Source organism: Jilunia laotingensis (genome assembly GCF_014385165.1).
GTDB classification, from domain to species: Bacteria; Bacteroidota; Bacteroidia; order Bacteroidales; family Bacteroidaceae; genus Bacteroides; species Bacteroides laotingensis.
On sequence record NZ_JACRTF010000001.1, the window covers coordinates 4,573,109 to 4,596,555 of the forward strand.

Sequence of the window (23,447 nt, forward strand, 5' to 3'; positions counted from 1 at the left end):
TATAAAATTATGAAACATCTATGAACAATCTTTCATACACGTTGTTTTTGCAATAAACGAACAACGTTATTAAACCTAAACAAGAAAAAGTTATGAAAAAGTTAATTGCATTATTAGCATTAGTTTTGGTAAGTACATCTACAATGATGTACGCCCAGGAATCTAACAGAGCCGAACGTCGCGCTGATCGTAAAGCACAAAGAGACGCAGAAAGAGCAAGATTGAAAGCTGAAGAACAAGCAGCCGATGCAGTGGCTTATCAGCAGGCAGTACAGGCACTGAAGAATAAACAGTTTGTACTTGAAGCAAATCAAGTCATCTTCCGTAACGGACAGAGCGCCTATGTTACATCTAACACAAACTTTGTGATGATGAATGGTCAAAGATCGACAGTCCAGGTAGCTTTCAATACTCCGTATCCCGGCCCTAACGGAATCGGTGGTATTACAGTCGATGGAAATGCATCGGATATGAAAATGACAACTGATAAGAAGGGTAACGTAAACTGCTCCTTCAGTGTACAAGGTATCGGCATTTCAGCACAGATATTTATCTCATTGACCAATGGCGGTAACAACGCCACTGTTACTGTAAACCCGAACTTCAACAATAATACGCTCACATTGAACGGTAATCTTGTTCCGCTCGATCAGTCAGACGTATTCAAGGGACGTTCCTGGTAATTAAAGATAAGTGATATAAATTAAAGTATCCGGGGATGATAAATGGAACAACCTATTTATCATCCCCATTCTATTTTCTCCCCAAAATCATTACCTTTGCCCCAACATTATTTTATTCGCAGATAGTATGAGAGAATATATCATTGCAGACAATCAGGATATCACTAAGGCAGGAATGATGTTTCTGCTCAGTAAACAAAAAGATATATCCAGATTGTCGGTAGCAGACAATAAGGCCGAACTAATCAGAGAACTGCGCTTATATCCGCAAGCGGTAGTAATCCTCGACTATACTTTATTTGACTTTGCCGGTGCAGAAGAACTCGTTGTGCTTCGCGAACGTTTCAAGGAAGCGGACTGGTTGCTCTTCTCGGATGAATTGAGCATGAACTTCTTACGCCAAGTACTTTTTAGCAGTACGGCTTTCGGAGTGGTAATGAAAGACAATTCGAAGGAAGAGATCATTACGGCATTGCAATGCGCTTCCCGGAAGGAACGTTACATATGCAATCACGTCAGTAATCTACTGCTTTCGGGAAATACGCAGCCGACCGTCTCCTCGGAAACGATCCGGAGTGCCCATCTGCTCACACCTACGGAAAAGATCATTCTAAAAGAGATAGCTTTGGGGAAGACGACCAAAGAGATCGCCTCCGATAAGAATTTAAGCTTTCACACGATCAATAGTCACAGGAAGAACATATTCCGGAAACTGGGCGTGAATAATGTACATGAAGCCACGAAATATGCTATGCGGGCAGGAATCGTAGATTTAGCGGAATACTATATATAAGTGCCCGGGTAGACACGAGAAGATATGGCTATCCTATCTCCCCGCTCCCAATACAAAGTTTCGCAGCTTCATCATAAATAACTCCGAATTGTCCCGGAGCTATTCCCTGCAATTTCCCGGAAGAAAGAACCCGGTATTTTCCATCTTCTATCAAAAGCCGACCTTTGGTAAATTCTGGTGTATGACGAATTTTAAAAGTAATGGCTATATCCTTCCGTTCAGAGTCTTTCCAAGGATCATCCGTTATAAAGTGAAAATCAGAAAGCATAAACTCTGTCCCATATTGAGTCTCCACTCCATAGCCGTGAGAGACATAAACTATATTTTCTTCTATATCCTTTTTTACGACAAACCAAGGACCTCCACTTAACCCCAGCCCTTTTCGTTGACCGATGGTATGAAACCAATAACCACGATGGGTGCCGATCCGTTTCCCCGTTTCAAATTCAATGATAGCCCCCTCTCTCTCACCAAGAAATCGCCGGACAAAATCGTTATAGTCAATCTTCCCCAGAAAACAGATGCCCTGACTATCTTTTCTTCGAGCGTTTGGCAAACCTGCATTCAGTGCAATCTCCCGGACTTCCTGCTTCATCAGATGTCCGATCGGGAACATGAGTTTCGAAACTTGCAAATAATCGATCTGAGCCAGAAAATCCGTTTGATCCTTAACGGGATCTTTGGCTGTACCCAACCAGATTTTCCCATCCTGTTCCAGAGTTGTGGCATAATGTCCCGTAGCTGTATAGTCAAAATCCTTGCCTACCTGCTGTTCAAAACAACCGAACTTAATCAGTTTATTGCACATCACATCAGGATTGGGAGTTTGTCCCTTCTTAATCTTTTCAAGGGCATATGCCGCCACATTGTCCCAATACTGACGATGCAGATCGATCACCTCCAAAGACAAACCATATTTACGAGCTATGACCTTGGCCAATTCAATATCTTCCTCGGCAGAACAATCCATATGCTCCTCCCCTTCCATTCCAATCTTAATATAGAAAAGAGTCGGGCGAAACCCTTGCTCACAGAGAAGGTGAACAACCACTGAACTGTCCACACCACCGGATAATAATGCTGCTATATTCTTCATAGACGCAAAGATAGGCTGCATAACGTTTACAGGCAATCACACAATAAAGGCATTTTTATACCACAATTGTGGTAGATAAGCGAAGTATTTCCTACATTTGCAACTCATAAAGTCGATAAAGATATGAAGATAAGAAACATATTGCTAATTCCCTCATTGCTCATCCTATTATTCTCTGGCATATCCTCTTGCGGAGTGGACCGTTGGCCGGAATATGCTTCCGAAACAAAACTGGACTTATGGATAGACAGCGTGATGAAACAGGAGTACCTATGGTACAAAGAGATGCCTTCTGTTCCCTTGGGCGGAAAATATTTCGAAGCTCCGGGCACATTCCTGAAATCCCTTTTATACGCGGAAAAAGACAAAAGCTATTCATACATCGACACCATACGAAATACCCCCGTTCCCAGTTATGGATTCAACTATACGACCCACCGGAGTGCAAATGCAGACACGCTTTATGAAGCTTTAGTGACTTATGTGCTTCCCCATTCACCCGCTTCAATAGCGGGACTTGAACGAGGTGACTGGATCGTGAAAGTGAACGATGAACTGATCACCAAGAAAAATGAAAAGGAGCTATTCGAGTCCGGACAAGCCATGAAACTGTCTCTCGGAAAATATGAAATTAAGAAAGTAGAGACTGGAGAAGGAGATGACAAGAAAGTGGTGGAAAAGGGGATCGTAACGGAAACGGGAGAAATAATCAATGTAGGCCCTGAAGAAGTGGTGGAAGATAATCCCGTACACTATAGCGAAATCATAACAACGGCTACGGGAGCTAAAGCCGGTTATCTGGTGTACAGCCATTTCACATCCGGTACTGCAACGGACAAAGAAAAGTATAACAGCGAATTACGGAAAATATCCAAAGAGTTTGCCGATGCGGGAATCACATACTTCATTCTCGACCTGCGTTACAATACGGGCGGTTCTTTGGAATGTGCGCAATTACTGTCTACTCTTATGGCACCGTCCAATGCGCTAGGTACTCCTTTTGCCTATTTGGAATACAATGATAAACAGACTGCCAAAAATAAAGAATTATTGTTCGATCCAGAATTAATAGGAAGTACAGGAAAAAACATGAACCTATCCTATGGATTTATCATCTCGAGCAGTACGACATCAGGAATGGCAGGCATCATGCTTAACTGCATAGTACCACATGGGAAATACGTCTTAATCGGCAGTAATGTCGCTTGTCCCGGAGTGACTACCGAGGCTTTTATCAGTCCTGAACGCACTTGGGCGCTCAATCCGGTAGTATGCACCGTTTATAATAGCGAAGATGAATCCGGTGAAGGGGGAAGCTTCACTGCCGGCTATACAGCCAATGAATCGGAAGATCTCACCAAGTTCTTACCGTTTGGAAATAAAGATGAAGCCCTGTTGAGCATTGCCATCGGCTTAATTGACGGAACTTACCCGCCAAAGGATGATGAAAAGCCGAAAACTAAAATGTCACCGATAAAAAGCATAAACAAAGCCCATCCCGATAAGGTAAGGAACGGGACAAGATTAAAATAAAAACAACTAAACAGCAAAAGGTAATGAATCAGATCAAATACTGTCTTCCGGTACTGTTACTTCTCTCCATTATGGTGGGATGTGACAACGAACCGGAAGAAAGCCCGGAGGAAGAAATCAGAACCCTCACCGTCACCGAGACAACAGGACAAGGTTCTGAAAAAGTAACTACTAAACAACAGTTTTTCTATGAAACCGGCAAACTGGTTCAACACACCACCACCCAAACCTTTACTGATTTATTCTGTCAAACGGAGTATACATGGACTGTAAGTACACAGATCGGTTATGAATCGGGCAAAGTCATCGTCTCCGATGATGCCGGCAATGTATCTACCTACCTAATGGATGACAATGGACGTGCGGAGAGTTGTATCCGAAACGAACCTTCCGGGAACATTCGTTATTATACTTTCAGTTATTCTCCCGACAATGGAATTCTCAGCGGAATCAAAGAAGAGATGAATGGGAAGGTGTATTCAGAAATCACTCTTGCACCTTCCACTGTTGCCGGCAAAATGACAATCACAGGCAAAGTAGACAATTTTGGAAACACTTATATAGCCAGTACCGACAATGACTCTCCGGGTATCTCCAACGAAACAAGCAAATTGCCATGGGTGTTCCTTGCGGAAAGTTATCCTTTATCTTTCCATGAAGAAGCACTTTATGCCAACATTCTCGGTACGCCTCTACCACTACTTCCCGGACGTTTGGATATAGAAGGAAGCAATGAAGTAACGACTTACAGCTATACTACCGACAAGAAAGGCTATGTAACTTCGTGTGCCATGCGAACCGGAACAACAAGGGCAGCGTGGAGTCGCTATATAGAATATTCATATGACCTTGTTTTGTCAAATGCAGATTTACGTATTCTTAACTAAAAACAGGGATTAAGAGGGGGAGATTCTTTTGAATCGCGAGACGGTATCATTCGAATAACAACAATAATGTAATTCATCGTGACATCTGTTTAATCTAAAGATTAATTGACGCAACATATAAAAACAGTCAACCCCATTGTATTGGAACTGACTGCCTTCATAAAAGAATTTTATTATTTACTTTCTAACTGGACGAACTGGGAAACCATACGCAGGATTGAAAACACCATAGGTTACATCACTTCCCTCATCATAATAATCGGTGAGTGCAATTCCACGTTTTACATAGTCATATTGATAATCGTTACCACCAACTAATCTTCCCTGATACCAATGAATCTCACTTGTCCATGCATACAAGCATCCATTATTTTTCACAACACCGCTAAGTTTATATCCAGCAGCAGGAATAAATATCCATTTAGACTCATCTTTTTTATTTATGAATTTAAATCCCCTCACACTATTAAGAGTTGTAGACTCATAAGTCGTTTCTTTTATAAGTTCATCTACTTGATCCGGGGTGGGCATTGTCCATTGTTCCCCGAGTTGGTATGCTGCGATATCATATGAACCGTACTTGCTCTCAGTTGCACAGCATTGCCAATAGTAGAGCGTTCCATAAGTGTTCTCAGTAGAATAATTAGCTTCATTATAATTTGATGGTCCGTATTGAGCCGCAGAACTGACAATTTTTTGTCCAGTCACATCTCCCCAGCCATAGTAATTACCAGACTTATAAGGTTCATCAGCTCCAATATTTTTGGATGCCCAAAGCGTTCCTGATGTAAGACCTAAGTCAACCCATTCACCGGCTCCTTCTTCCTGCATCTTTACTTCGTAGCCTTGACTGACACCGGTTGCAAAATAGCGGTTCTCCTTGTAGGTATGAGACGGCAGAGTGGCTGCATATTCTTTTCCATTTACAGTAGCGTTAAATGTCAGTTCTACATTTTCTGCCGGACCAAGTATTATGTACAAGTCATTACCATGTGCCTTTGCCTTAATACTACCTTGCTTCATGTTTTTTCCACCGTTGGCAAGATTGAAAGTCACCTCATTGTAAAGATTAGTGCCGGATATCGTAACTTCCACTCCATCAAATGAGACGTTGGTACCCCCATTGAGGGTATAATGGGCAAAACTGAGTTGGCTTACAATGTTGAAGTTAACAGACGCCTGTCCATTTATAAGAGACACAGTTGTCTTCGCTGCCATAAAGTCTTTTTGAGGAAGTGATTCAAAGGTCCCTTCTTGAGTAGAAAGGTCGTCAATGAATGTGGTTCCACTAAAAGTTTGAGTATTTGTGGCCGAACCGAGATAGAATATATTGATTTCTTGGCCGTCACCGTCAATATACACTTCACCGGAAAATGTACCTTGACTTGCATCAATTCCACTAGCAAGGGTAAGCACACCAAGCTTTATGCCGGTATTGCTAGTAACTAAAAGCTGATCCCCCTCAGCCCAGCGGAAATCAAGTCCATTATTGGACTCCGGACGTGTAGTACGCGTATCTGGAATGTCAATGCTAGCATTTGCTGTAGCTACCATATGGACAAGAGTCCCCTTCGATGTTTGTTCTTCGCCCATCAACAGCTCATCGTTTGAACACGAGCTAAATGATAGTATCAACATTGATACCATCAATGTTATTGATATATATGTTTCCTTTAGCATAGGTAGTCGTAATTTTAAATTGAAAATTAGTTGTCAAAGCCGCTGCCACTACCGCCACCACCTATAGTAGGGGTTGTTTTACCATAGATAGCATAAAGAGTGGTAGATCGGGATATTGTAATTTCAGCACCTGCTTGTACTTCCACATCACTCAGTTTAAGCTCATCTCCTGTTTTAGCGGTATAACTCCAACCGAGGAATTGGTATTGCCCTTCTTTGGTGGGGAAAGTTGAAGTAACAGTAAATGTAGCACTTTCTCCTTGCGTAACCGTTTGATCTACAGACGGAATAGCTGGAGTACCATCTAAAACATCGTAGCTAAGAGTAATTGTCGTTTTATTTTTCTGCCAAACTGCATACAAATCAAATTTTTCTTCCTCCATGTTAACCGGAACAGACTGTCCTTCCCCATATTCAGCAGTTGTTGCATCAGCAGCCGTAGCCCAGCCAAGAAATTCGGCACCATCACGGCTCGGAGTATATTCCGGTGAGAGCGTGAAAGAATAAGTGGATTCGTTACTGTTGAGTTTTACCGTTCTCACTGCGCCCGTACCGTCATTGGTATGGAGATTAAGAGTAGTGCTGTATTCATATCCCGTTTCATCATCTCCATCCATGTTCGTACCACCATTTTCGGTATCACCGCCATCGGGGTTTACGGGAATGAAATCGTCTACGGTAACGTCATACTTGATGGTCGTCAGCACCGGTTTCGGATTTTCAGGATCGGGAGTCCAACCTCCGTTTCCGCCCTCATCGAACACGAAAGTATAGATATAACGGTAGCCTTGCACCCATGCCACGTTGACAGGTATGGCAGCCTCGCCTGTGTATACCGTTGTGGACACCTCTGCCCCCTCATCATCTTCTGTGATATTGGAAAGTGCAAGGTCCACAAGGAAGTATGCCCCATTCCAGTCTGTTCCGGCCTTTGTCGGATTCCAGGCTGCAACGGTCTGGGGAAGCAGGGTCAACACTTGCCCGAATCCGTTTTCGTGACTGTCCTCAGGACAAGTAAGGTTGGAGGCCGTACCCGGTGCCAATGTGACATTCCCGTTCAATGGAGCGACGCTATATTTTTTATTGTACTGCGCCCCGGATGGAATGACCCACGTGCCACCGTTAACTTCTTTTTCGGGATCTACATTGTTGTCCGAATGGTCTGCATAGTTATAATCCGTATCAGCAGCCGGGAACGTGAACGTCCCTTTTTCGGTGAGGTGCCCCACGCTCACGCCCTTGATCACCACGCTCATGTTTTTTGTGTTGTTCTTTGCCCTGAAACAAACCTGCGACAGGGCATGGCGGAAGTTGAGCTGCACCTTGTCGACGGTTTTGGTCTGGCCTTTCCGCACTGAATACATCAGGTCGACTTGTTCGGCCACGGCATCTTTCACCGTGAAGTCGTTGAATGTCGGTGCCCCGTTGTTAAAGCTGAACTCCTCGTCACCGTTGACTTCGGCATAGAAATCGAGTGTCTTGCCGTCCGGCCAGTAACGCGTACCGTCGGCATCAGTCCATACGCCGTCGCTGTTCACGATTTTGTCACCGTTGATGTAAAGCCCGTCGGCCGATTTCGCCCAGACTTTGAAATAGTCAGGGAGGGTGTTGTTACAATAGGAATCCGCTGCGCGTGTCTGCGTTCCTGCCGACACTCCGTAAGCGATGCCATCCTGCCGGACGCTCACTACCTCGTCCTGTGAGCATGCGGCCATCATCAATGCCGCCATTGCCCCGAATAAATACTTGGTTTTCATCGTTTAAAAATTTAATTGAACAAAAAATATATATACCGTAAAATGTCGAATTACATATGTATATCCTCGTTGACCTCCTGCCAGTCGTCCACCGAGGGGTCTATATTATCGCCACCGATGGGTTGCGGAAGGTCGAGGCCGTCGATAATGATATGCACATGCTTCCCGTCGGATGCGGAATGCACCTGATCCGTCACGTTGAAGCGTCCGCTTTCGGTCCCGTAACAGTATTTCGAACCGTCGTCCATCCACACGTAAAGTAGCATGCGGTGCGGTGCAGCGTTCTCCTCATGATGTCCGAACGTGAAGAACCTCCCCACGATGGTTGACTCGTCACCGGCATGGGCCTCGAACGGTATGGTCACGCATTCCCGCCCGAGCGATTCGTCACAGAACAGCAGCGAGGATGCCATGCCCGAAAGCGAGCCACACATCTGGGATACATGTTCCAGCCCTTTCACATGGCGGATTTCATACGTGTAGGTACATGTCAACTCGTGAGGATAGAGCGTCATGGCCTGCTCGTCATGCACCGGCCGCCTCCCTGTCCATTCCTCCTTCCCGCTTTCGGGGATGCAAACATAACTGGTGCCGTTTTCGGAAATCTCCACTTCCGTGGCCGTGCAACCCCATAGCATGTCGGGGCTGATGACGACACGCTCGTCTTCCGCATCTTCCGCACGGGGTACCGTGTTCCCCGCGGAACTGCCATAGACGCTTTCAAAAAGGTCACCTTCGCGGGTGAACGCTTCATGAGTGCCGAAACCCTCCGTCCCACGCAGGAGTACCACCTCCGTATCGTTGTTGTAGCAGAACACCCGGTACCTTCCTACCCGTATCTCTATCTCCCCTCCCGTCTTTCCGGCAAAGTCGAAACGGCGCACGGGCGCGTCCTCCCCCTCCTCCGGGTAGAAGAACACGCACATGCCATCCGGGGCGGCATCGGGAGCGTCACGCCAGTCAAACCCCAGCCTGATTGTAGCCGTGTGCGGATGGTGGTAGCACAGTTCCTTGTGCTTGCAGGAAGAAAAGGCGAACACCGCCAGTACAAACATTATCATACATAGTCCTTTCCGTCTCATCTTCCCCCTCCTTTCTCCCCGTTGTAATTGCCACAGCCGATAAGCCAGACGAGCGACACTTCGGCCTTGGTCGGCCCGAGCCAGTGCCGCTGTCTGGTGGACTGCCACACGTAGCAGTCGTCCACGGGCTTGTACTCGTGGTAGGTTCCGCCCCAGTAGCCCACACCGATGGTGAAGTCGACGTTCAGCCTCCGGGCGACGGGAAGCGAGTAGCCGTATTCCACGCCCGCAGCGTAGTTCATCCTGCCCCAAAGTGTGCCACCGGGCCTGCCGCCCATGTAACCACGGCCTCCCGTCTCGAAGTCGTAGGTGAATATCTGCCCGTAAATGCCGAGGTGGTGGCCGGTGAGCGGTTTTTCCCTGGCAGCCCCGCCGAACCATTTGCGCACGGCGATGTCACCCCCGTAGACACGCCAGTACCAATGGCGACGGTCTCTCTTCCACCAGCCGTACATCCAGTTTGCGGCAAAAGACCAGGCCTTGCCAAGATAAAATTCGATCCCGACATTCGGTACCAACAGTGCGCCATAGAGCATGTTTGTCCGTACATCGATGTAGAAAGGCTTGCAGGGCGGACACTGTGCGATATAGATGGTGTCATGCACGAAAACCGTATCCACCCGGGGGAGCATGACTTCCGCTTTCGGTGCGGGTATGGGAGCTGCCGGGTTGCATACTTTCTCGTACCACAGGTAGAGTTGCGAGGCGCGGAGTTTGGGAAAAAGATTTTTATACATGTAATGATAAGGCACACCGCTGCGCAACCGCCGCATCCGACCCAAATGGTCACCTTTCATGTCGCTGTTCCCTTGCGTCTCCCCGACAATCTCACGCAACAGGGCCAGGGTTTCCTCCCTGTAAGGCACTTCCGGATCATTCTCCACCAGACGGGCCAGACCGTCCCAGTCACGTCCGAGAAAGTCGGTCATCTTCAATGAATCCGGCAACGTCCCGTAGCGTGAAAGGTAGTCGAACAACACCCCGGCACGCTTTTCGGACAACCACCTGTTGAGTTTGACACTCCCCTCGGGTGAGGCACCACCCACGACAAGGATCTTTTGCAACCGATAAACGGAGTCGGCGTAACTCGCACGCAGGCTGTCCGCCATCCTGTCCAGCACGGACTGGTTGCCGTTCAGGGAAGGGACAAGGTCTATCCTCCCCTGCCGGAAGTATATCTTCACGGAATCTCGTACCTCATGCACGGTCTGTGCCGACAGACAGCCGCCATAGAATGCCAATGCCGTGAGAAACAATTTCTTTATCATATCTGTATGTCCTTTCAGTCCGTCTCCTTGAAAGAGACGGACCGAAACGTACATCACTGTATATTAGAGTCCCCCAGGTGGCGTTGCGGTGTTTTTGCTAAATAAGTTATGCCTCAGGGAGAGCAAACCCAAAAAAGTTTGATCAATCCTTTTTAGTTTACAGTATTTTGCATACCTTTGCAGCGACAAATACGTCTCTTTCAAGGAGTTGAAGCGTCCCGTCAGGCAATCCGAAGCCCAGCCCGCACTGAATATTCCCTACAAATCCTTAAGGATTAGCTCGTTCGCCCTGTCTATCACGGAAGTGTCGAGCGAGGCGAGATAGATCTGCGTGGTCGTCTCCGAATCGTGCCCCATCCCCTCGCTGATGATTGACAGCGGGATGTTCATGCGCCTGGCTATGCTTGCCCATGAATGCCTGCTGACATACATCGTCAGCGGTACGGCAAGACCGGCCCTCTCCGCCACTTCCTTCAACTTGCGGTTGACAAGGTGCAGGGCATTCTCGTACTGCCTCCTTTCAGGGACGGCCGGATCAGTTATCACCGGCAACAGGTATTCCGTGGTCACATTGGGATGCCTCTTCACGATCTCTTGCATGCAGGCCTCCCACTTCATTTGCAGCTGCTGTCCGGTCTTCTTCCTGCGATAGGACAGGAGGCCATTCTTCAGGTCGGACTTCTTCAGGTAGGCCATATCCACGAATGACATGCCACGGGTATAGAACGAGAAGAGAAACATGTCCCTTGCAAAATCCAATACTGATTTGGACGGCAGGTCAAGTTTCTTTATCTTCCTGACCGCCTCAATCGGTATGGCCCGCTTGACGGTCTTCTCCATACCAGTATAGACACCCTTAAACGGGTAACGCTGTCCGGTCAGCCTTTTCTCCACGGCACGGTTGTAGGTGGCACGGAGGATGCGGTTGTAGAAAGATATGGTGTTCAAGGAAACGCCCTGTCTTTTCAGACAAGCCTCGTATTCCATCATCAGTTCGGAATCGATCTCGTCCAAGAAGACATCCCGACCTTCCCTAAACCGCATGAAGCTGCCCATTGCCGATGTGTAGGTCTCCGATGTGCGTGTCTTGCCCAACTGTTCCAAACGGGCAATGACCTCCTCCATGAAACGAAAGAAGGATTGGTCATCTGCCGCCTCATGGTATTTTTTCACGATATCATCCGCTGTAAAATCGGTTTCATCACTTTCCAGCCTGCCGGTTATTACATTTAAGCGTCTCACATCCCGTGTTATGCGCTCACCAATGTCACAGAGAAACGCCTCTCTGCTGTTGTTTGCAATAATCACGCACGATTTATTTTCATCCCATTCCTTCCTGAAAATACGGTAATTTGTCCTTATCTGGCGGATTACACGTTTGTAGACGATTTGGTAGTAGATTGTCCCTTCCTTGCCCGCAACAACCGAGGGACGAAATTTCACTTTAATACTTGTCATAAACTTACGGTTTTGATTTTTTGCTTGGGTTATCCTTTGACAGTTCCTGCTTATCCTTAATAAATTGGGATTTGTTCTCTTGCTCCTTTACAGCCTGCTCTTTTAAGCGTGCTTGCTCATTAAGGGCGGTTTGCTTCCACAGTGCTTCCTCGTAAGTTTTCACATCCTTACGCATTTGGCTTATCTTCCCATTATTACCATTGAGTTCCAAAATGTCCCTCAATGTAACCATCCGTTCGGGCAACACTTCACCTTTCATTTTGATGTAGCGGTACTTCAGATCGTTGTCAGTATGCTTATAGTTCGGTCTTGACACGAAATAGAGTGCTGATATTAACGAATCTACAAGGAGAACAATACTGATGACGATTGCCAAATCCCATTTAGTTTCGAGAGCGAAAGAGTGTCTAACCTCGTTGATGTTATGCTGTATGTTTGCCTCGTCCATCTTCCGAGCAGTCTGTACCAACAACTTTTTGATTTCCTCTAAATCCGGTTGTTCCCTCTGGATTATCTCTCCTATCTGGTTGTTGATAGCGTTTAAGTCACCTGCTATGGTTTCGGTAAACATCATCAATTTAGTCGCGGTATGCTCTTGCCTGTTGCTTTTTTCAATCAATGCCTGGATAAGGGTAATATCTATGTTTGCATTGACCGTTCGCGGTGTCAGTTGGCACTTGCCGATGGTCAGCAGTTCATCTAACATTACAATGATGGGTTCCATATTTTCTTTCATTATAGTTGCTTTTAAGTTAAATCTTGAATCCTATGTGAAACTCAAACATTCTTGGCTTTCAGCTATTTCTTCTTTTGGCAAGCGGTTGTCCATCCTGGCGAGCCGCTTTATATATTTATACATAAGTTTGATTACAATGCTATGTATACAAACTATGAATCATTACGCACAACAAATAATAGTTTAAACTGTTTTCATGTCATATCGGAAATGAAACGTGATGTCACTATATGATATGTGTAGACGATGTTATGGCAGTATGTTTTTCTTGTATTCATTTGCTGTATGAACAAAGACGGGAGTTTATGAATCGCTCACCCCCAACATAATCGAAACAACAAGTTGCCACTTATTCAAAACGCTTGAAGTAATGATCGAATGGGCATTATATTAGCGACGTGAAACGAAAAACATGTGTAATTATAAATATATAGAAGCAATGGAAATAATCTGTTTTGAGAAAAAGGTCTTCTAGGAATTTGCCAACAAGATCGAGCAGTTTATCCTGCGAGTATCAAATCTGCCACACCTGAAAAGTGAGAATAAAGCAATCGAATAGTCTGCCCATTAAGATGTCTGCCGGAAATTGAAAATCAGCAAGCGGACATTGCAGACCTTGTGTGATAATGGAATGCTTGCTATGCCAAAATCAGTAGCCGTACCTATTATTTGCCTGAAGACGTGGAACGTGTTGTCACCAAGGTGGAAGACAGACGCAGAACTTTGAGCGAGTATCAGGGGAACGGCACACTTCCGTACCATGTTCTCGGCAATAAGGCCTTGTACAAGAGAAGCAAGATTGAGCAAGCATTGAAACAGGAGTGCAGAGGCACATACCAAGACTTGGGATAACTCCCTGTCTTTTCGTCAGTCCCTCATTCCGTTGCTAGTCTGCGTTTTCAAATACAATATTGAAAGGAGAAAAGGTCTTCGGGCTGCATATGCTCTGAAAAAGAAAGATCCTGACCGAAACAACTTGCCGCCACGACCTTTCCGCTTTCATATAAAGGCTGTGTTTACCTTTGCGGATAAGCCTTCGGAAATGAGTGAATGACGAAATGGAAAAAATTGTAAGAATCAAGCATTGTGCCCTTTATTTCATAAAGAACTTGCTGAAAAACAATATCTGGTAATCAATTGAGTTATTCCAATACTCACCGGTATGCCCTCCAGGACGAGTAATGAAATCATGATCGATCTTCCTACCCAATAAACGCTTATGCAAATCTTTATTGACCTCTAGGAAGAAGTCCGCTTCGCCACAGTCGATAATTAATGCCAAATCCCCGTTTTCTATCTTATCAAGCTGGTTAATAACCGTATAGTCATCCCACCTTTTTTTATTTGCAGCCATTTCACCTAATTGTTTCGACATTTCCCAGTTCTGGGGGAACGGTCGGATATCGACACCTCCACTGGTACTTCCGGCAGCTCCGAACACATCTTTATGACGGATTGCATTCCACAATGCACCGTGACCGCCCATGCTCAGTCCCGTAATAGCACGCCCTTTCCGGTTGGCAATCGTATTGTAATGTCCGTCGATATAATCTATCAATTCCGAAGAGACAAATGTCTCATAACGACAGTCCTTGTTGATCGGGCTGTCCCAATACCAGCTTTTACTGCCATCAGGACAAACAAAGATAATCCCTTTCTCATCTGCAATCTCCGGCAGGTTAGGCTTCACTTGAATCCAGTTCTTTTCATTTCCTCCAAAACCATGCAACAAATACACTACCGGACAGGCGATCGCATTCCTTTCCATAGCTATATCAGGAGTGACGACAATTACTTTTATATCTTTATTCATCGAAGGACTTTTCACCAGCAAGGTATCTACCTTCGCAGCATAAGACGAAAGTACCAGCAACAAAAGGCTGGCAATCAATAAAGTTTTTCTTTTCATGGCTTGTATTATGTGTTTTTGGAGGACAAAATTACCGAAAAAATCCAATAAGACATGTTTTTTCACTAATTTTGCACATCTATTCATTACAGTAAAACCAACTCATGAAAGAACTGTTAGCATTCGCAATGCTTGTCATCTGTATATTCACTTCGGTGACAGCACAACCTACCCATCAGATAAAAGGTGTGGTTATTGATAAAAGCACCCGCCAACCATTGGAATTCATCAATGTACTGATCATTGGGACAGATCGAGGAAGCGTCACAGACTCCGTGGGACATTTCATTATCGATGACATTCCACCCGGTATTTACCGCCTACAGGCATCTGCCATAGGCTATAAGACAACGATTACTTCCGAATACATCCTCTCCACAAAAAATCTAAATGTAGATATTGAAATGGAAGAAAACTCCACCGAGTTACAAGGAGTCACCATAACAGCCTCTCCTTTCCGGCGCGACCTGGAAAGTCCTGTCGGGTTACGTATCATCGGTGTACAGGAAATAGAGAAAAGTCCCGGAGCAAATAGAGACATCTCCCGAGTTGTCCAGTCTTATCCGGGTGTTGCCTTCTCACCTGCAGGTTACCGCAACGACCTTATCGTAAGAGGAGGGTCTCCTTCCGAAAACCGTTTCTATCTGGATGGAGTAGAGATACCGAATATCAATCATTTCAGTACACAGGGGGCATCAGGAGGGCCGGTAGGCATTATCAATGCCGACTTTATCCGGGAAGTAAACTTCTATACGGGTGCTTTTCCTGCCGATCGGGGCAACTCGCTAAGTTCCGTACTCGACTTCAAATTGCGTGACGGCGACATGGAAAGAAATTCATTGAAAGCTACACTCGGTGCTTCGGAAGTATCACTCGCATCCAACGGGCACTTAGGGAGAAAAACATCCTATCTGGTATCTGTACGTCAGTCCTACCTGCAATTCCTGTTCGACATGTTAGGACTTCCGTTCCTGCCAACCTTTACCGATGCCCAATTCAAACTGAAAACCCGGTTCAACGAACGAAACGAATTGACCGTACTGGGACTCACCGGAATCAACAACATGCGCCTCAACACCAAACTGGAAGGTGAGAAAGCAGAGTATATCCTGAGTTATCTCCCTAAAATTCAGCAGGAAACCTTTACATTGGGAGCCGTATATCGTCATTATGCCGATGCGCATGTACAGACCGCTGTCATCAGCCATAGCTATCTAAACAACCGGAACACCAAATACTTGCATAATGACGAATCTACAGAAGAGAATCTGATGCTTCGGTTGCGCTCTGTCGAACAGGAAACAAAATTGCGACTGGAAAACAGTTCAACTTTCGGAGCTTGGAGAGTAAACCTCGGATTCAATCTTGATTACAGCCAATACACCAATACCAGTCTCCAAAGGGTGTATATACAACAAGCGAACACATTCGACTACCGCACAGCGTTGGGGTTATTACGGTGGGGCATCTTCGGTACCATGAGCTATGCATCGCCTGATGAAAAGTTTACAGCATCGTTGGGGGTACGGGCCGATGCCAACAATTATTCTTCTCGGATGAACAAGCTCTCCGAACAATTATCACCCCGTCTGTCCCTATCCTACCGACTCATCGAAGGACTTTATGCCAGTGGTAGTGCAGGATTATACTACCAACTGCCACCTTACACCGGACTGGGCTTTAAAAACAATGATGGCGAACTGGTGAACAAGCAGTTACGCTATATGAGTGTCAGCCAGGGAAGTATCGGACTAAGCTGGAGGAAGAGCAGCACTTTCGAACTTTCCGCGGAAGGATTCTATAAAGAATACGACCGCATTCCCTATTCCATCGTAGATGGCATCCCGTTAGCGTGTAAAGGAAACGATTATGGCGTGATAGGAAATGAAGAACTTACCTCCACGGCACAGGGACGTTCGTATGGTATAGAAGTGTTATTGAGATGGCTCATTGCCAAAAAGCTAAATCTGGCGTCCTCCTTCACACTCTTCAAAAGCGAATACAGGAAAGACAAAAGAAGTGAATACATCGCCTCGGCATGGGACAACAAGTATATATTCAATTTAAGCGGCACCTATAATTTCCCTCACCATTGGAGTTTCGGGATGAAAGTCAGTTGTATCGGTGGCGCACCTTATACACCTTACGATGTGGAAAAATCTTCTTTGGTCAATGCTTGGAATGCACAGGGCAGACCTTACTATGACTATAGTAAATACAATACCGGCCGGCTTCCGGCTTTCGGGCAGATAGATGTGCGGGTAGACAAAACATTCTATATCAAGCGTTACATGCTGGGATTCTATATTGACTTGCAAAATGTGACAAAAAGCACTTTCAAACAACCGGATATCCTGATGAGTACCGGAGAAATTGAAAATCCGACCGCCCCTCAAGCTCAACAACGCTACAAGATGAAGTATATCGAACAAAAAAGCGGTACGCTGATGCCGACACTCGGCATTACTTTCGAATACTAACGCATAAGAAACAACATTGATATAATAATTTATAAACTAAAAGCAATTATGAGAAAAAGAGTTATTTTGATGATGGCACTTATGTGCGGACTAAGTACCACAGCATCCGCACAATTTAAAATCGGTGGTAAGAAAATCAATGTGGGTAAAGTAGTGCAGGCAGGAGCCGATGCAGCAAAAGCCATCACACTGTCCGATGCCGATGTAGCAGCCATGAGTAAAGAGTACATGCAATGGATGGACCAACACAACCCACTGACAGCACCCGACAGCGAATACGGCAAACGCCTTGAGAAACTGACCGGAAATATCAAAGAAGTAGATGGGCTGAAAGTAAACTTCGGAGTTTATGAAGTGATTGATGTAAACGCTTTTGCTTGTGGAGACGGTAGTGTACGCATTTGTGCAGGTCTTATGGATCTGATGACAGATGATGAAGTAATGTCTGTAATAGGTCATGAAATCGGGCATGTCATTCACACAGATTCCAAAGATGCGATGAAAAGTGCCTACCTCCGTTCTGCAGCAAAGAATGCAGCGGGTGCTGCAAATGAAACGGTAGCCAAATTAACGGATTCCGATCTCGGTGCTTTGGCCGAATCCCTTGCCGGAGCCCAATTCTCACAAAAGCAAGAGAATGAAGCCGATGATTATGGTTTCGAATTCTGCATTAAAAACAATATCGACCCATATGCAATGTACAATGCCTTGAATAAATTGTTAAAACTATCCGAAGATGCTCCGAAGTCATCAAAGTTCCGCCAGTTGTTCTCCTCGCATCCCGAAACGGAAAAGCGAGTAGCACGCATGAAAGCCAAAGCGGACGAATATACAAAGAAATAAAAGTTAAAGATTCATTAATATAACTTTGATGTTAATATTATTCCAACAGATTGGTGTAATTTTCGGGGCAGAAACTATTCATATAAATTTATGGAATTTATAATCATTCTACTTTTACTCGTCCTTAACGGCATCTTTGCCATGTATGAAATTGCCTTAGTCTCTTCCAGCAAAGCACGTCTTGAAACCTTGGCAAGCAAAGGGAACAAGTCAGCACGCGGAGTACTTAGACAATTGGAAGAACCTGAAAAGTTCCTTTCCACCATACAGATAGGTATTACGCTGATTGGTATTGTATCGGGTGCCTTCGGAGGTGTTGCCATTGCCGATGATGTGACACCTCTTTTCGCCATGATTCCCGGACTGGAAGCTTATGCAAAGAATTTGGCAATGATTACTACAGTAGCTGCCATTACTTATCTTTCACTCATTATAGGTGAATTGGTTCCAAAGTCCATTGCTTTGAGTAATCCCGAACGTTATGCCACTCTGTTGAGCCCTATCATGATATTGCTGACAAAGGTGTCCTATCCTTTTGTCTGGTTGCTTAGTATCTCCACCCGCTTGTTGAACAAACTCATTGGTCTGAAAAGCGAAGAACGGTTAATGACTCAAGAAGAACTGAAAATGATACTTCATCAAAGTTCCGAACAGGGAGTGATAGACAAAGAAGAAACAGAAATGCTGAAAGACGTTTTCCGTTTTGCTGACAAGCGTGCCAATGAACTGATGACTCACCGCCGCGACTTGGTGGTACTTCATCCTTCCGACAGTAAAGAAGAGGTTTTGCATACCATCGATGATAAACACTTCAGCAAATATCTGTTGGTGAACGAGAGTAAAGATGAAATCATCGGGGTAGTAACCGTCAAGGATATTATCCTGATGGTAGGCTCAAACCAAGAGTTTAATTTACGAAAAATCGCACGTCCTGCCTTGTTCATTCCTGAAAGTTTATACGCAAAGAAAGTTTTAGAGCTATTCAAGAAGAACAAAAACAAGTTCGCAGTTGTTGTTAACGAGTATGGCAGTACAGAAGGTATCATAACCCTTCACGACCTTACCGAAAGCATCTTTGGAGATATCCTTGAAGAAGATGATACGGAAGAAGAAGAAATAGTCCGCAGACAAGACGGTTCGCTGTTGGTAGAAGCCTCGATGAACATCGGTGACTTTATGGAAGAAATGGGTATCCTTTCTTACGACGATATAGATTCTGAAGACTTCACTACGTTGGGCGGATTGGCAATGTTCCTCATAGGACGCATTCCTAAAGCGGGAGATATCTTCACCTACAAGAACCTGCAATTCGAAGTAGTGGACATGGATCGTGGAAGAGTTGATAAGCTGCTTGTCATACGTAAAAATGAGAAAGAGTAATTAAGCAACTCACTTATTATATTAACTTAAAGCACTTAGCAATGAAAAAAGTAATTATGTTGGCAGCACTTGTAGCTGCACTGGCATCTTGCCAATCAAAAGCAAACAAAGCCGCAGAAGCTGAAGCAGACAGCCTCGCTATTGAGGCATTAACACCCACTGTAGACGAAACAGCTGTTTATGAAGGTGTTCTCCCAGCTGCCGACGGCCCGGGCATACGTTACATCCTGACTCTGAACATGCAGGCGAATCCAGTGGATACTGTCTATACTTTGGACATGACTTATCTGGATGCAGACGGTAAAGGGAAAGATAAGACTTTTACTTCCAAAGGCAAGCCGCAGATGATTCAAAAGACCGTAAAGAACCAACCGAAAAAAGCTATTAAGTTGAATCCTAGTGACGGTAGTGAACCTGTATATTTCATCATAGCTAATGATACTACTTTGACCTTGACCAACGATAGTCTTCAGGAAGCTGTAAGCAATTTGAATTATGACATCATAAGAGTTAAATAAAAGGAATTTATCCCGAAGAGATGGGAGTTGCTTTTAAAGCAGCTCCTATTTTTTTGCCTTATTTGTTATGTGACGTACTCTAAATAGCTATATAGACAACGACTATTTTTATACCTTAATAGATTAGTATTTTAACGATATCTTAAAATAGATACTTTATGTTCAGGAAATACTTATTTTAAGGGCCAAAAGAACGTACTTTAATAACGAAGAAAATATACAATAAAGGCTTCATTGACTAATGATCAATGAAGCCATATCATATTTAAATATTACTTTTGCAGAAAGTACATATTATCATTCATTTTTAAATTCCTTTACTGCCCTTTCTAGTCTTTCCAGGGACAATTCACCGGATTGTCTCCACAATTGTTCGCCTTTTCTTAATAATATAAAGGTAGGTGTACTTTCTATCGTATAAAAATCAGCAAGAGCGCTTTCCTGATCCACATCCACTTCTACCACTTCAAGTGTTCCTTCCATCATCTTCTTAAACTCTTCAACAACAGGATGCATACGTTGGCAATGGGGACACCATGTTGCATAAAATTCAGCCATTACCCAATCACCTTGAGTAAGTTTCTCTTTGTTTCTCCCTTCACGAGCTTTCTTCTTTTCGTCCATATTATTTTCGTCTTTAAATGAATAATTTCACTACAAACAATACGAGTCGTTAGAAGGTTTATCGAATGTTTGAGAATAAACATAGATTAAACTGAAAGCTCAGCTTTTCGCCACTTCAACTAATTTATGATACAAATTTGTTTCTACTATAGAACGAACTGCTTTATGCCGAAAAGTTTGAATCGCCTAAAGCCTTCATAAAGGCTTTAGATAAATATATAGACTACTATAACAATAAAAGAATAAAATACCGGTTAAAAGGAAAGAGTCCGGTAAAATACCGAACTCTTGCTATAATTGGATAATGTTTAACCAGTCCAACTTTTTGGGGGGCACTTCAGGTTACTGGGGTGCTTATTTTATATCCGTATTTATTTGATATACGTCATCAATAAGAACATAGTTGTAGCTTCTCAATTTGCATTGTTCCAGATTATATACGTTGGACTTAATCATGTCATCGGCAACAATGTCTGTAGACAGCCTTTTCTCTATTACACTTTCGTTTTTTGCAATGTCCGCAAAGTGCTGTCTTATATATTTTTCACTGAATATCAAACAAATGTATTTTATATTCCGCAGATAATCATCCGCAAAGTCTTTTTCCCAGCCAAACGGTATATAGCATCCTTCCACAATCAGGTTCTGTCCGTTTTCAACGCAGGTCTTTATGATTTCCCGTACAACAGGCCACAGAAAATCTGTCAGGACTGAATCCGGGCTTTCTGGCGACAGACTTGTCCGTCCGCTCCTGATAAGCCCCATTTTCAGATGGTCTATTGACAGATAGGGATATTTGTATTTCTCCAACAGTCTTTGTGCAAGCAAGGTTTTTCCCGTATGCGTGTCACCAGCAATCAAAATAATCATAACTAATATAGCGAAAAATAGCCCACTATCCTATAGGGCTACAACTTTTCAATAAAATGAATCGGATATTTATCCCAGTATTCTTTATACATCCAGTTATCTTCTTTAGTGAAATTCAGCTGATACAACCGAAATTCAACTAAAAAGTTTTTAGGTTGCCACAATTCCTGATATGTGTAACAGTATTTCATTCCGCAAGCCCGCATTACGTTACCGCTTCTTGGGTTGTTCCTGTCATGTGTGGCAGTAATGTACGGCAATCCATCATTCTTTACCTGTTCGACAACAGCCTTGCCAGCCTCCGAAACAATGCCTTTATGCCAAAATTCTTTACGTAATCCGTAACCAAAATCGTGATGTTCCTCCATATCGACTTTGATATAGCCGATGGGATAGTTATCCTCTTTCAAACAGATTGCATACGCATATGCCTGCGGCTGTGCATATTTTGAAGCATATCGTTCTTCATAAAACTTTTTCGTTTCTTCAAGGTCCTTTATAGGATACCAGGGCAAAAATCTGTTGACTTCTTCGTCTTTGAGAATGAGGAAAAGCGCCTCTAAATCATATTCTGTAAATTTCCTCAAAATCAAGCGTCCTGTTTCAAGTGTAGGGGTGTTCATATTATAACTTACATTCAAACAAAAACATTTCACAACAATCATTAATGGCTGTTTCCTTTTCAAAAGAGGAATAGGTACTGATTTCCGCAAATCCGGCTTCTCTCAAATAACCTTCCATTTCACCGAACTTATAAAGATGGGTCTGGAAGTCCATATATTCACTTTTCAGCAGTCTTCCCCCATCATAAAGTTCATATATTCCCGGTGAAAACTGTATCTGTCTTTGTACATCAAAATAGTTTTTAGTCTTCAAGACCAGATCAAGGCCATTTTTCATTTTTACAGAGACAGACATTTCATAATCATCATTGTCCTGACATTTATCCGCAATAGTATCTACCGCAAAGACAAACTGTCCTGCGGGGGTTAACATGCCTTTTATTTTCTTCAAGATCTTTTGGCAAAGAATCATATCTGTAAATAATGATACTGACCCGGAAGAAATAAATATATAGTCAAATTGTTCATCGGTCGTATATTCTGCGAAATCAGCATACTCCACATCAGCTTCAGGAGCTTTTTGTTTCAGCTTTTCAAGCATCTCAACTGAAAAATCAATCCCACGAATGTCATATCCATGTTCCAGAAACGGGACAAGGAAGCGACCGCTTCCACACATTATTTCTAAGATTTTTTTATTTTTTCCTGCATATGAAAGGTAAAAATCCAATTCGTCTTGCGGTGCTTTATCATGCAGGATTTCATACATTTCTGTACACAGGCTACCATAGTAATTCTTTATATTCATTATATTTCTTATTTTACATAAACAGCTTAATTGGCAATTTTTTATTGGGGCTATAAAATTAAACAATTGTAATGTATTCAACAACAATATAGAATGAATTTGATGATTCTATATTAAAAAGAATATTTGTTAGAATTATTTCATGCTTGCAGACCGCACAACACTTCGATAATATATTAGGAAGTCCAAAACAGGGATCAAAATTTGGGGTGTAAAAAGGGTGTAAATCTTGCAAATGCTTGATTTACACCCTTTATCGCGGAGAGACAGGGATTCGAACCCCGGGTACCTCGCAGTACAACGGTTTTCAAGACCGCCGCAATCGACCACTCTGCCACCTCTCCAAAACTCCTTATCAAAGAAGAGCTTTTCGTTAAAAGCGGTGCAAAGATACGAAGAGATTTTAATACGGCAAATATTTCACTAAAAAAGTTGATATGAAATTATACATTTCATCCCTATCAATAGGTATTTTATGC

General features: G+C 43.8%; 21 protein-coding genes, 1 tRNA gene and 1 pseudogene. 9 read left to right on the forward strand and 14 right to left on the reverse strand.

Annotated features, from left to right (window positions below; translation table 11 throughout):
* Positions 1–92: 92 nt before the first annotated feature.
* Both H8744_RS17995 and H8744_RS18000 read left to right on the forward strand, forming a co-directional pair.
* On the forward strand, positions 93–683 hold the full coding sequence (locus H8744_RS17995; protein WP_262436176.1) for a DUF4251 domain-containing protein: 591 nt from the start codon (positions 93–95) through the stop codon (positions 681–683).
* 127 nt (positions 684–810) lie between these two features.
* Complete coding sequence (locus H8744_RS18000) at positions 811–1,476, forward strand: response regulator transcription factor (protein ID WP_262436177.1); 666 nt, start codon at positions 811–813, stop codon at positions 1,474–1,476.
* 28 nt (positions 1,477–1,504) lie between these two features.
* On the opposite strand, the gene mnmA is transcribed toward H8744_RS18000, so the two are convergent.
* A complete protein-coding gene (gene mnmA, locus H8744_RS18005; protein ID WP_262436178.1) occupies positions 1,505–2,572 on the reverse strand; it encodes a tRNA 2-thiouridine(34) synthase MnmA in 1,068 nt (355 codons plus the stop codon).
* A 123-nt stretch (positions 2,573–2,695) separates the two neighbouring features.
* Between mnmA and H8744_RS18010 the strand changes: the two genes are divergently transcribed.
* Both H8744_RS18010 and H8744_RS18015 read left to right on the forward strand, forming a co-directional pair.
* Positions 2,696–4,105 carry a S41 family peptidase gene (locus tag H8744_RS18010; RefSeq protein WP_262436179.1) on the forward strand — a complete coding sequence of 470 codons (1,410 nt, stop codon included), beginning with the start codon at positions 2,696–2,698 and terminating at the stop codon, positions 4,103–4,105.
* A 23-nt stretch (positions 4,106–4,128) separates the two neighbouring features.
* Positions 4,129–4,992 carry a DUF4595 domain-containing protein gene (locus H8744_RS18015; RefSeq protein WP_262436180.1) on the forward strand — a complete coding sequence of 288 codons (864 nt, stop codon included), beginning with the start codon at positions 4,129–4,131 and terminating at the stop codon, positions 4,990–4,992.
* 177 nt (positions 4,993–5,169) lie between these two features.
* Here H8744_RS18015 and H8744_RS18020 read toward each other — a convergent pair whose 3' ends face one another.
* The 8 genes from H8744_RS18020 to H8744_RS18055 all read right to left on the reverse strand — a co-directional run bounded on the left by H8744_RS18020 (position 5,170) and on the right by H8744_RS18055 (position 14,882).
* On the reverse strand, positions 5,170–6,672 hold the full coding sequence (locus H8744_RS18020) for a fimbrillin family protein (RefSeq protein WP_262436181.1): 1,503 nt from the start codon (positions 6,670–6,672) through the stop codon (positions 5,170–5,172).
* Positions 6,673–6,698: 26 nt separating this feature from the next.
* Complete coding sequence (locus H8744_RS18025) at positions 6,699–8,429, reverse strand: fimbrillin family protein (protein ID WP_262436182.1); 1,731 nt, start codon at positions 8,427–8,429, stop codon at positions 6,699–6,701.
* Positions 8,430–8,479: 50 nt separating this feature from the next.
* The gene (locus H8744_RS18030; protein ID WP_262436059.1) at positions 8,480–9,490 is read right to left on the reverse strand and encodes a DUF5119 domain-containing protein; all 1,011 of its coding nucleotides are present in this window, start codon (positions 9,488–9,490) and stop codon (positions 8,480–8,482) included.
* Positions 9,491–9,507: 17 nt separating this feature from the next.
* Positions 9,508–10,779, reverse strand: a complete 1,272-nt coding sequence (locus H8744_RS18035) for a DUF3575 domain-containing protein (RefSeq protein ID WP_262436058.1) — start codon at positions 10,777–10,779, stop codon at positions 9,508–9,510.
* Positions 10,780–11,037: 258 nt separating this feature from the next.
* Positions 11,038–12,237, reverse strand: coding sequence for a tyrosine-type recombinase/integrase (locus H8744_RS18040; RefSeq protein WP_262436183.1), 1,200 nt, complete (start codon positions 12,235–12,237; stop codon positions 11,038–11,040).
* A gap of 4 nt (positions 12,238–12,241) precedes the next feature.
* Entirely contained in the window at positions 12,242–12,973 is a 732-nt protein-coding gene (locus H8744_RS18045) for a hypothetical protein (protein ID WP_262436184.1), read from the reverse strand.
* A 567-nt stretch (positions 12,974–13,540) separates the two neighbouring features.
* Positions 13,541–13,735, reverse strand: coding sequence for a hypothetical protein (locus H8744_RS18050; protein ID WP_262436185.1), 195 nt, complete (start codon positions 13,733–13,735; stop codon positions 13,541–13,543).
* A gap of 331 nt (positions 13,736–14,066) precedes the next feature.
* Positions 14,067–14,882, reverse strand: a complete 816-nt coding sequence (locus H8744_RS18055) for an alpha/beta hydrolase (RefSeq protein WP_262436186.1) — start codon at positions 14,880–14,882, stop codon at positions 14,067–14,069.
* A 104-nt stretch (positions 14,883–14,986) separates the two neighbouring features.
* Here H8744_RS18055 and H8744_RS18060 point away from each other — a divergent pair, with 104 nt between their 5' ends.
* From H8744_RS18060 to H8744_RS18075, 4 genes are all read left to right on the forward strand, one after another.
* Entirely contained in the window at positions 14,987–17,362 is a 2,376-nt protein-coding gene (locus H8744_RS18060) for a TonB-dependent receptor (RefSeq protein ID WP_262436187.1), read from the forward strand.
* 48 nt (positions 17,363–17,410) lie between these two features.
* Positions 17,411–18,205, forward strand: a complete 795-nt coding sequence (locus tag H8744_RS18065) for a M48 family metallopeptidase (protein ID WP_262436188.1) — start codon at positions 17,411–17,413, stop codon at positions 18,203–18,205.
* 90 nt (positions 18,206–18,295) lie between these two features.
* Positions 18,296–19,585, forward strand: a complete 1,290-nt coding sequence (locus tag H8744_RS18070) for a hemolysin family protein (RefSeq protein WP_262436189.1) — start codon at positions 18,296–18,298, stop codon at positions 19,583–19,585.
* Positions 19,586–19,626: 41 nt separating this feature from the next.
* Positions 19,627–20,103, forward strand: coding sequence for a copper resistance protein NlpE N-terminal domain-containing protein (locus tag H8744_RS18075; RefSeq protein WP_262436190.1), 477 nt, complete (start codon positions 19,627–19,629; stop codon positions 20,101–20,103).
* A gap of 297 nt (positions 20,104–20,400) precedes the next feature.
* Here the strand turns inward: H8744_RS18075 and H8744_RS18080 are convergent, their stop codons facing one another.
* Positions 20,401–20,727, reverse strand: a complete 327-nt coding sequence (locus H8744_RS18080; RefSeq protein WP_262436191.1) for a thioredoxin family protein — start codon at positions 20,725–20,727, stop codon at positions 20,401–20,403.
* A 164-nt stretch (positions 20,728–20,891) separates the two neighbouring features.
* Between H8744_RS18080 and H8744_RS18085 the strand changes: the two are divergent.
* A pseudogene (locus H8744_RS18085) lies at positions 20,892–21,032 on the forward strand (IS3 family transposase); the annotation flags it as partial.
* Positions 21,033–21,081: 49 nt separating this feature from the next.
* Here the strand turns inward: H8744_RS18085 and H8744_RS18090 are convergent.
* The 4 genes from H8744_RS18090 to H8744_RS18105 form a co-directional block, all read right to left on the reverse strand.
* Positions 21,082–21,597 (reverse strand): P-loop NTPase family protein, encoded by a 516-nt coding sequence (locus H8744_RS18090; protein WP_262436192.1) that lies wholly within the window; start codon positions 21,595–21,597, stop codon positions 21,082–21,084.
* Between the two features lie 38 nt (positions 21,598–21,635).
* Complete coding sequence (locus H8744_RS18095) at positions 21,636–22,220, reverse strand: GNAT family N-acetyltransferase (protein WP_262436193.1); 585 nt, start codon at positions 22,218–22,220, stop codon at positions 21,636–21,638.
* Between the two features lies 1 nt (position 22,221).
* The gene (locus H8744_RS18100) at positions 22,222–22,968 is read right to left on the reverse strand and encodes a class I SAM-dependent methyltransferase (RefSeq protein ID WP_262436194.1); all 747 of its coding nucleotides are present in this window, start codon (positions 22,966–22,968) and stop codon (positions 22,222–22,224) included.
* 259 nt (positions 22,969–23,227) lie between these two features.
* Positions 23,228–23,312, reverse strand: a tRNA-Ser gene (locus H8744_RS18105).
* Positions 23,313–23,447: the final 135 nt, after the last annotated feature.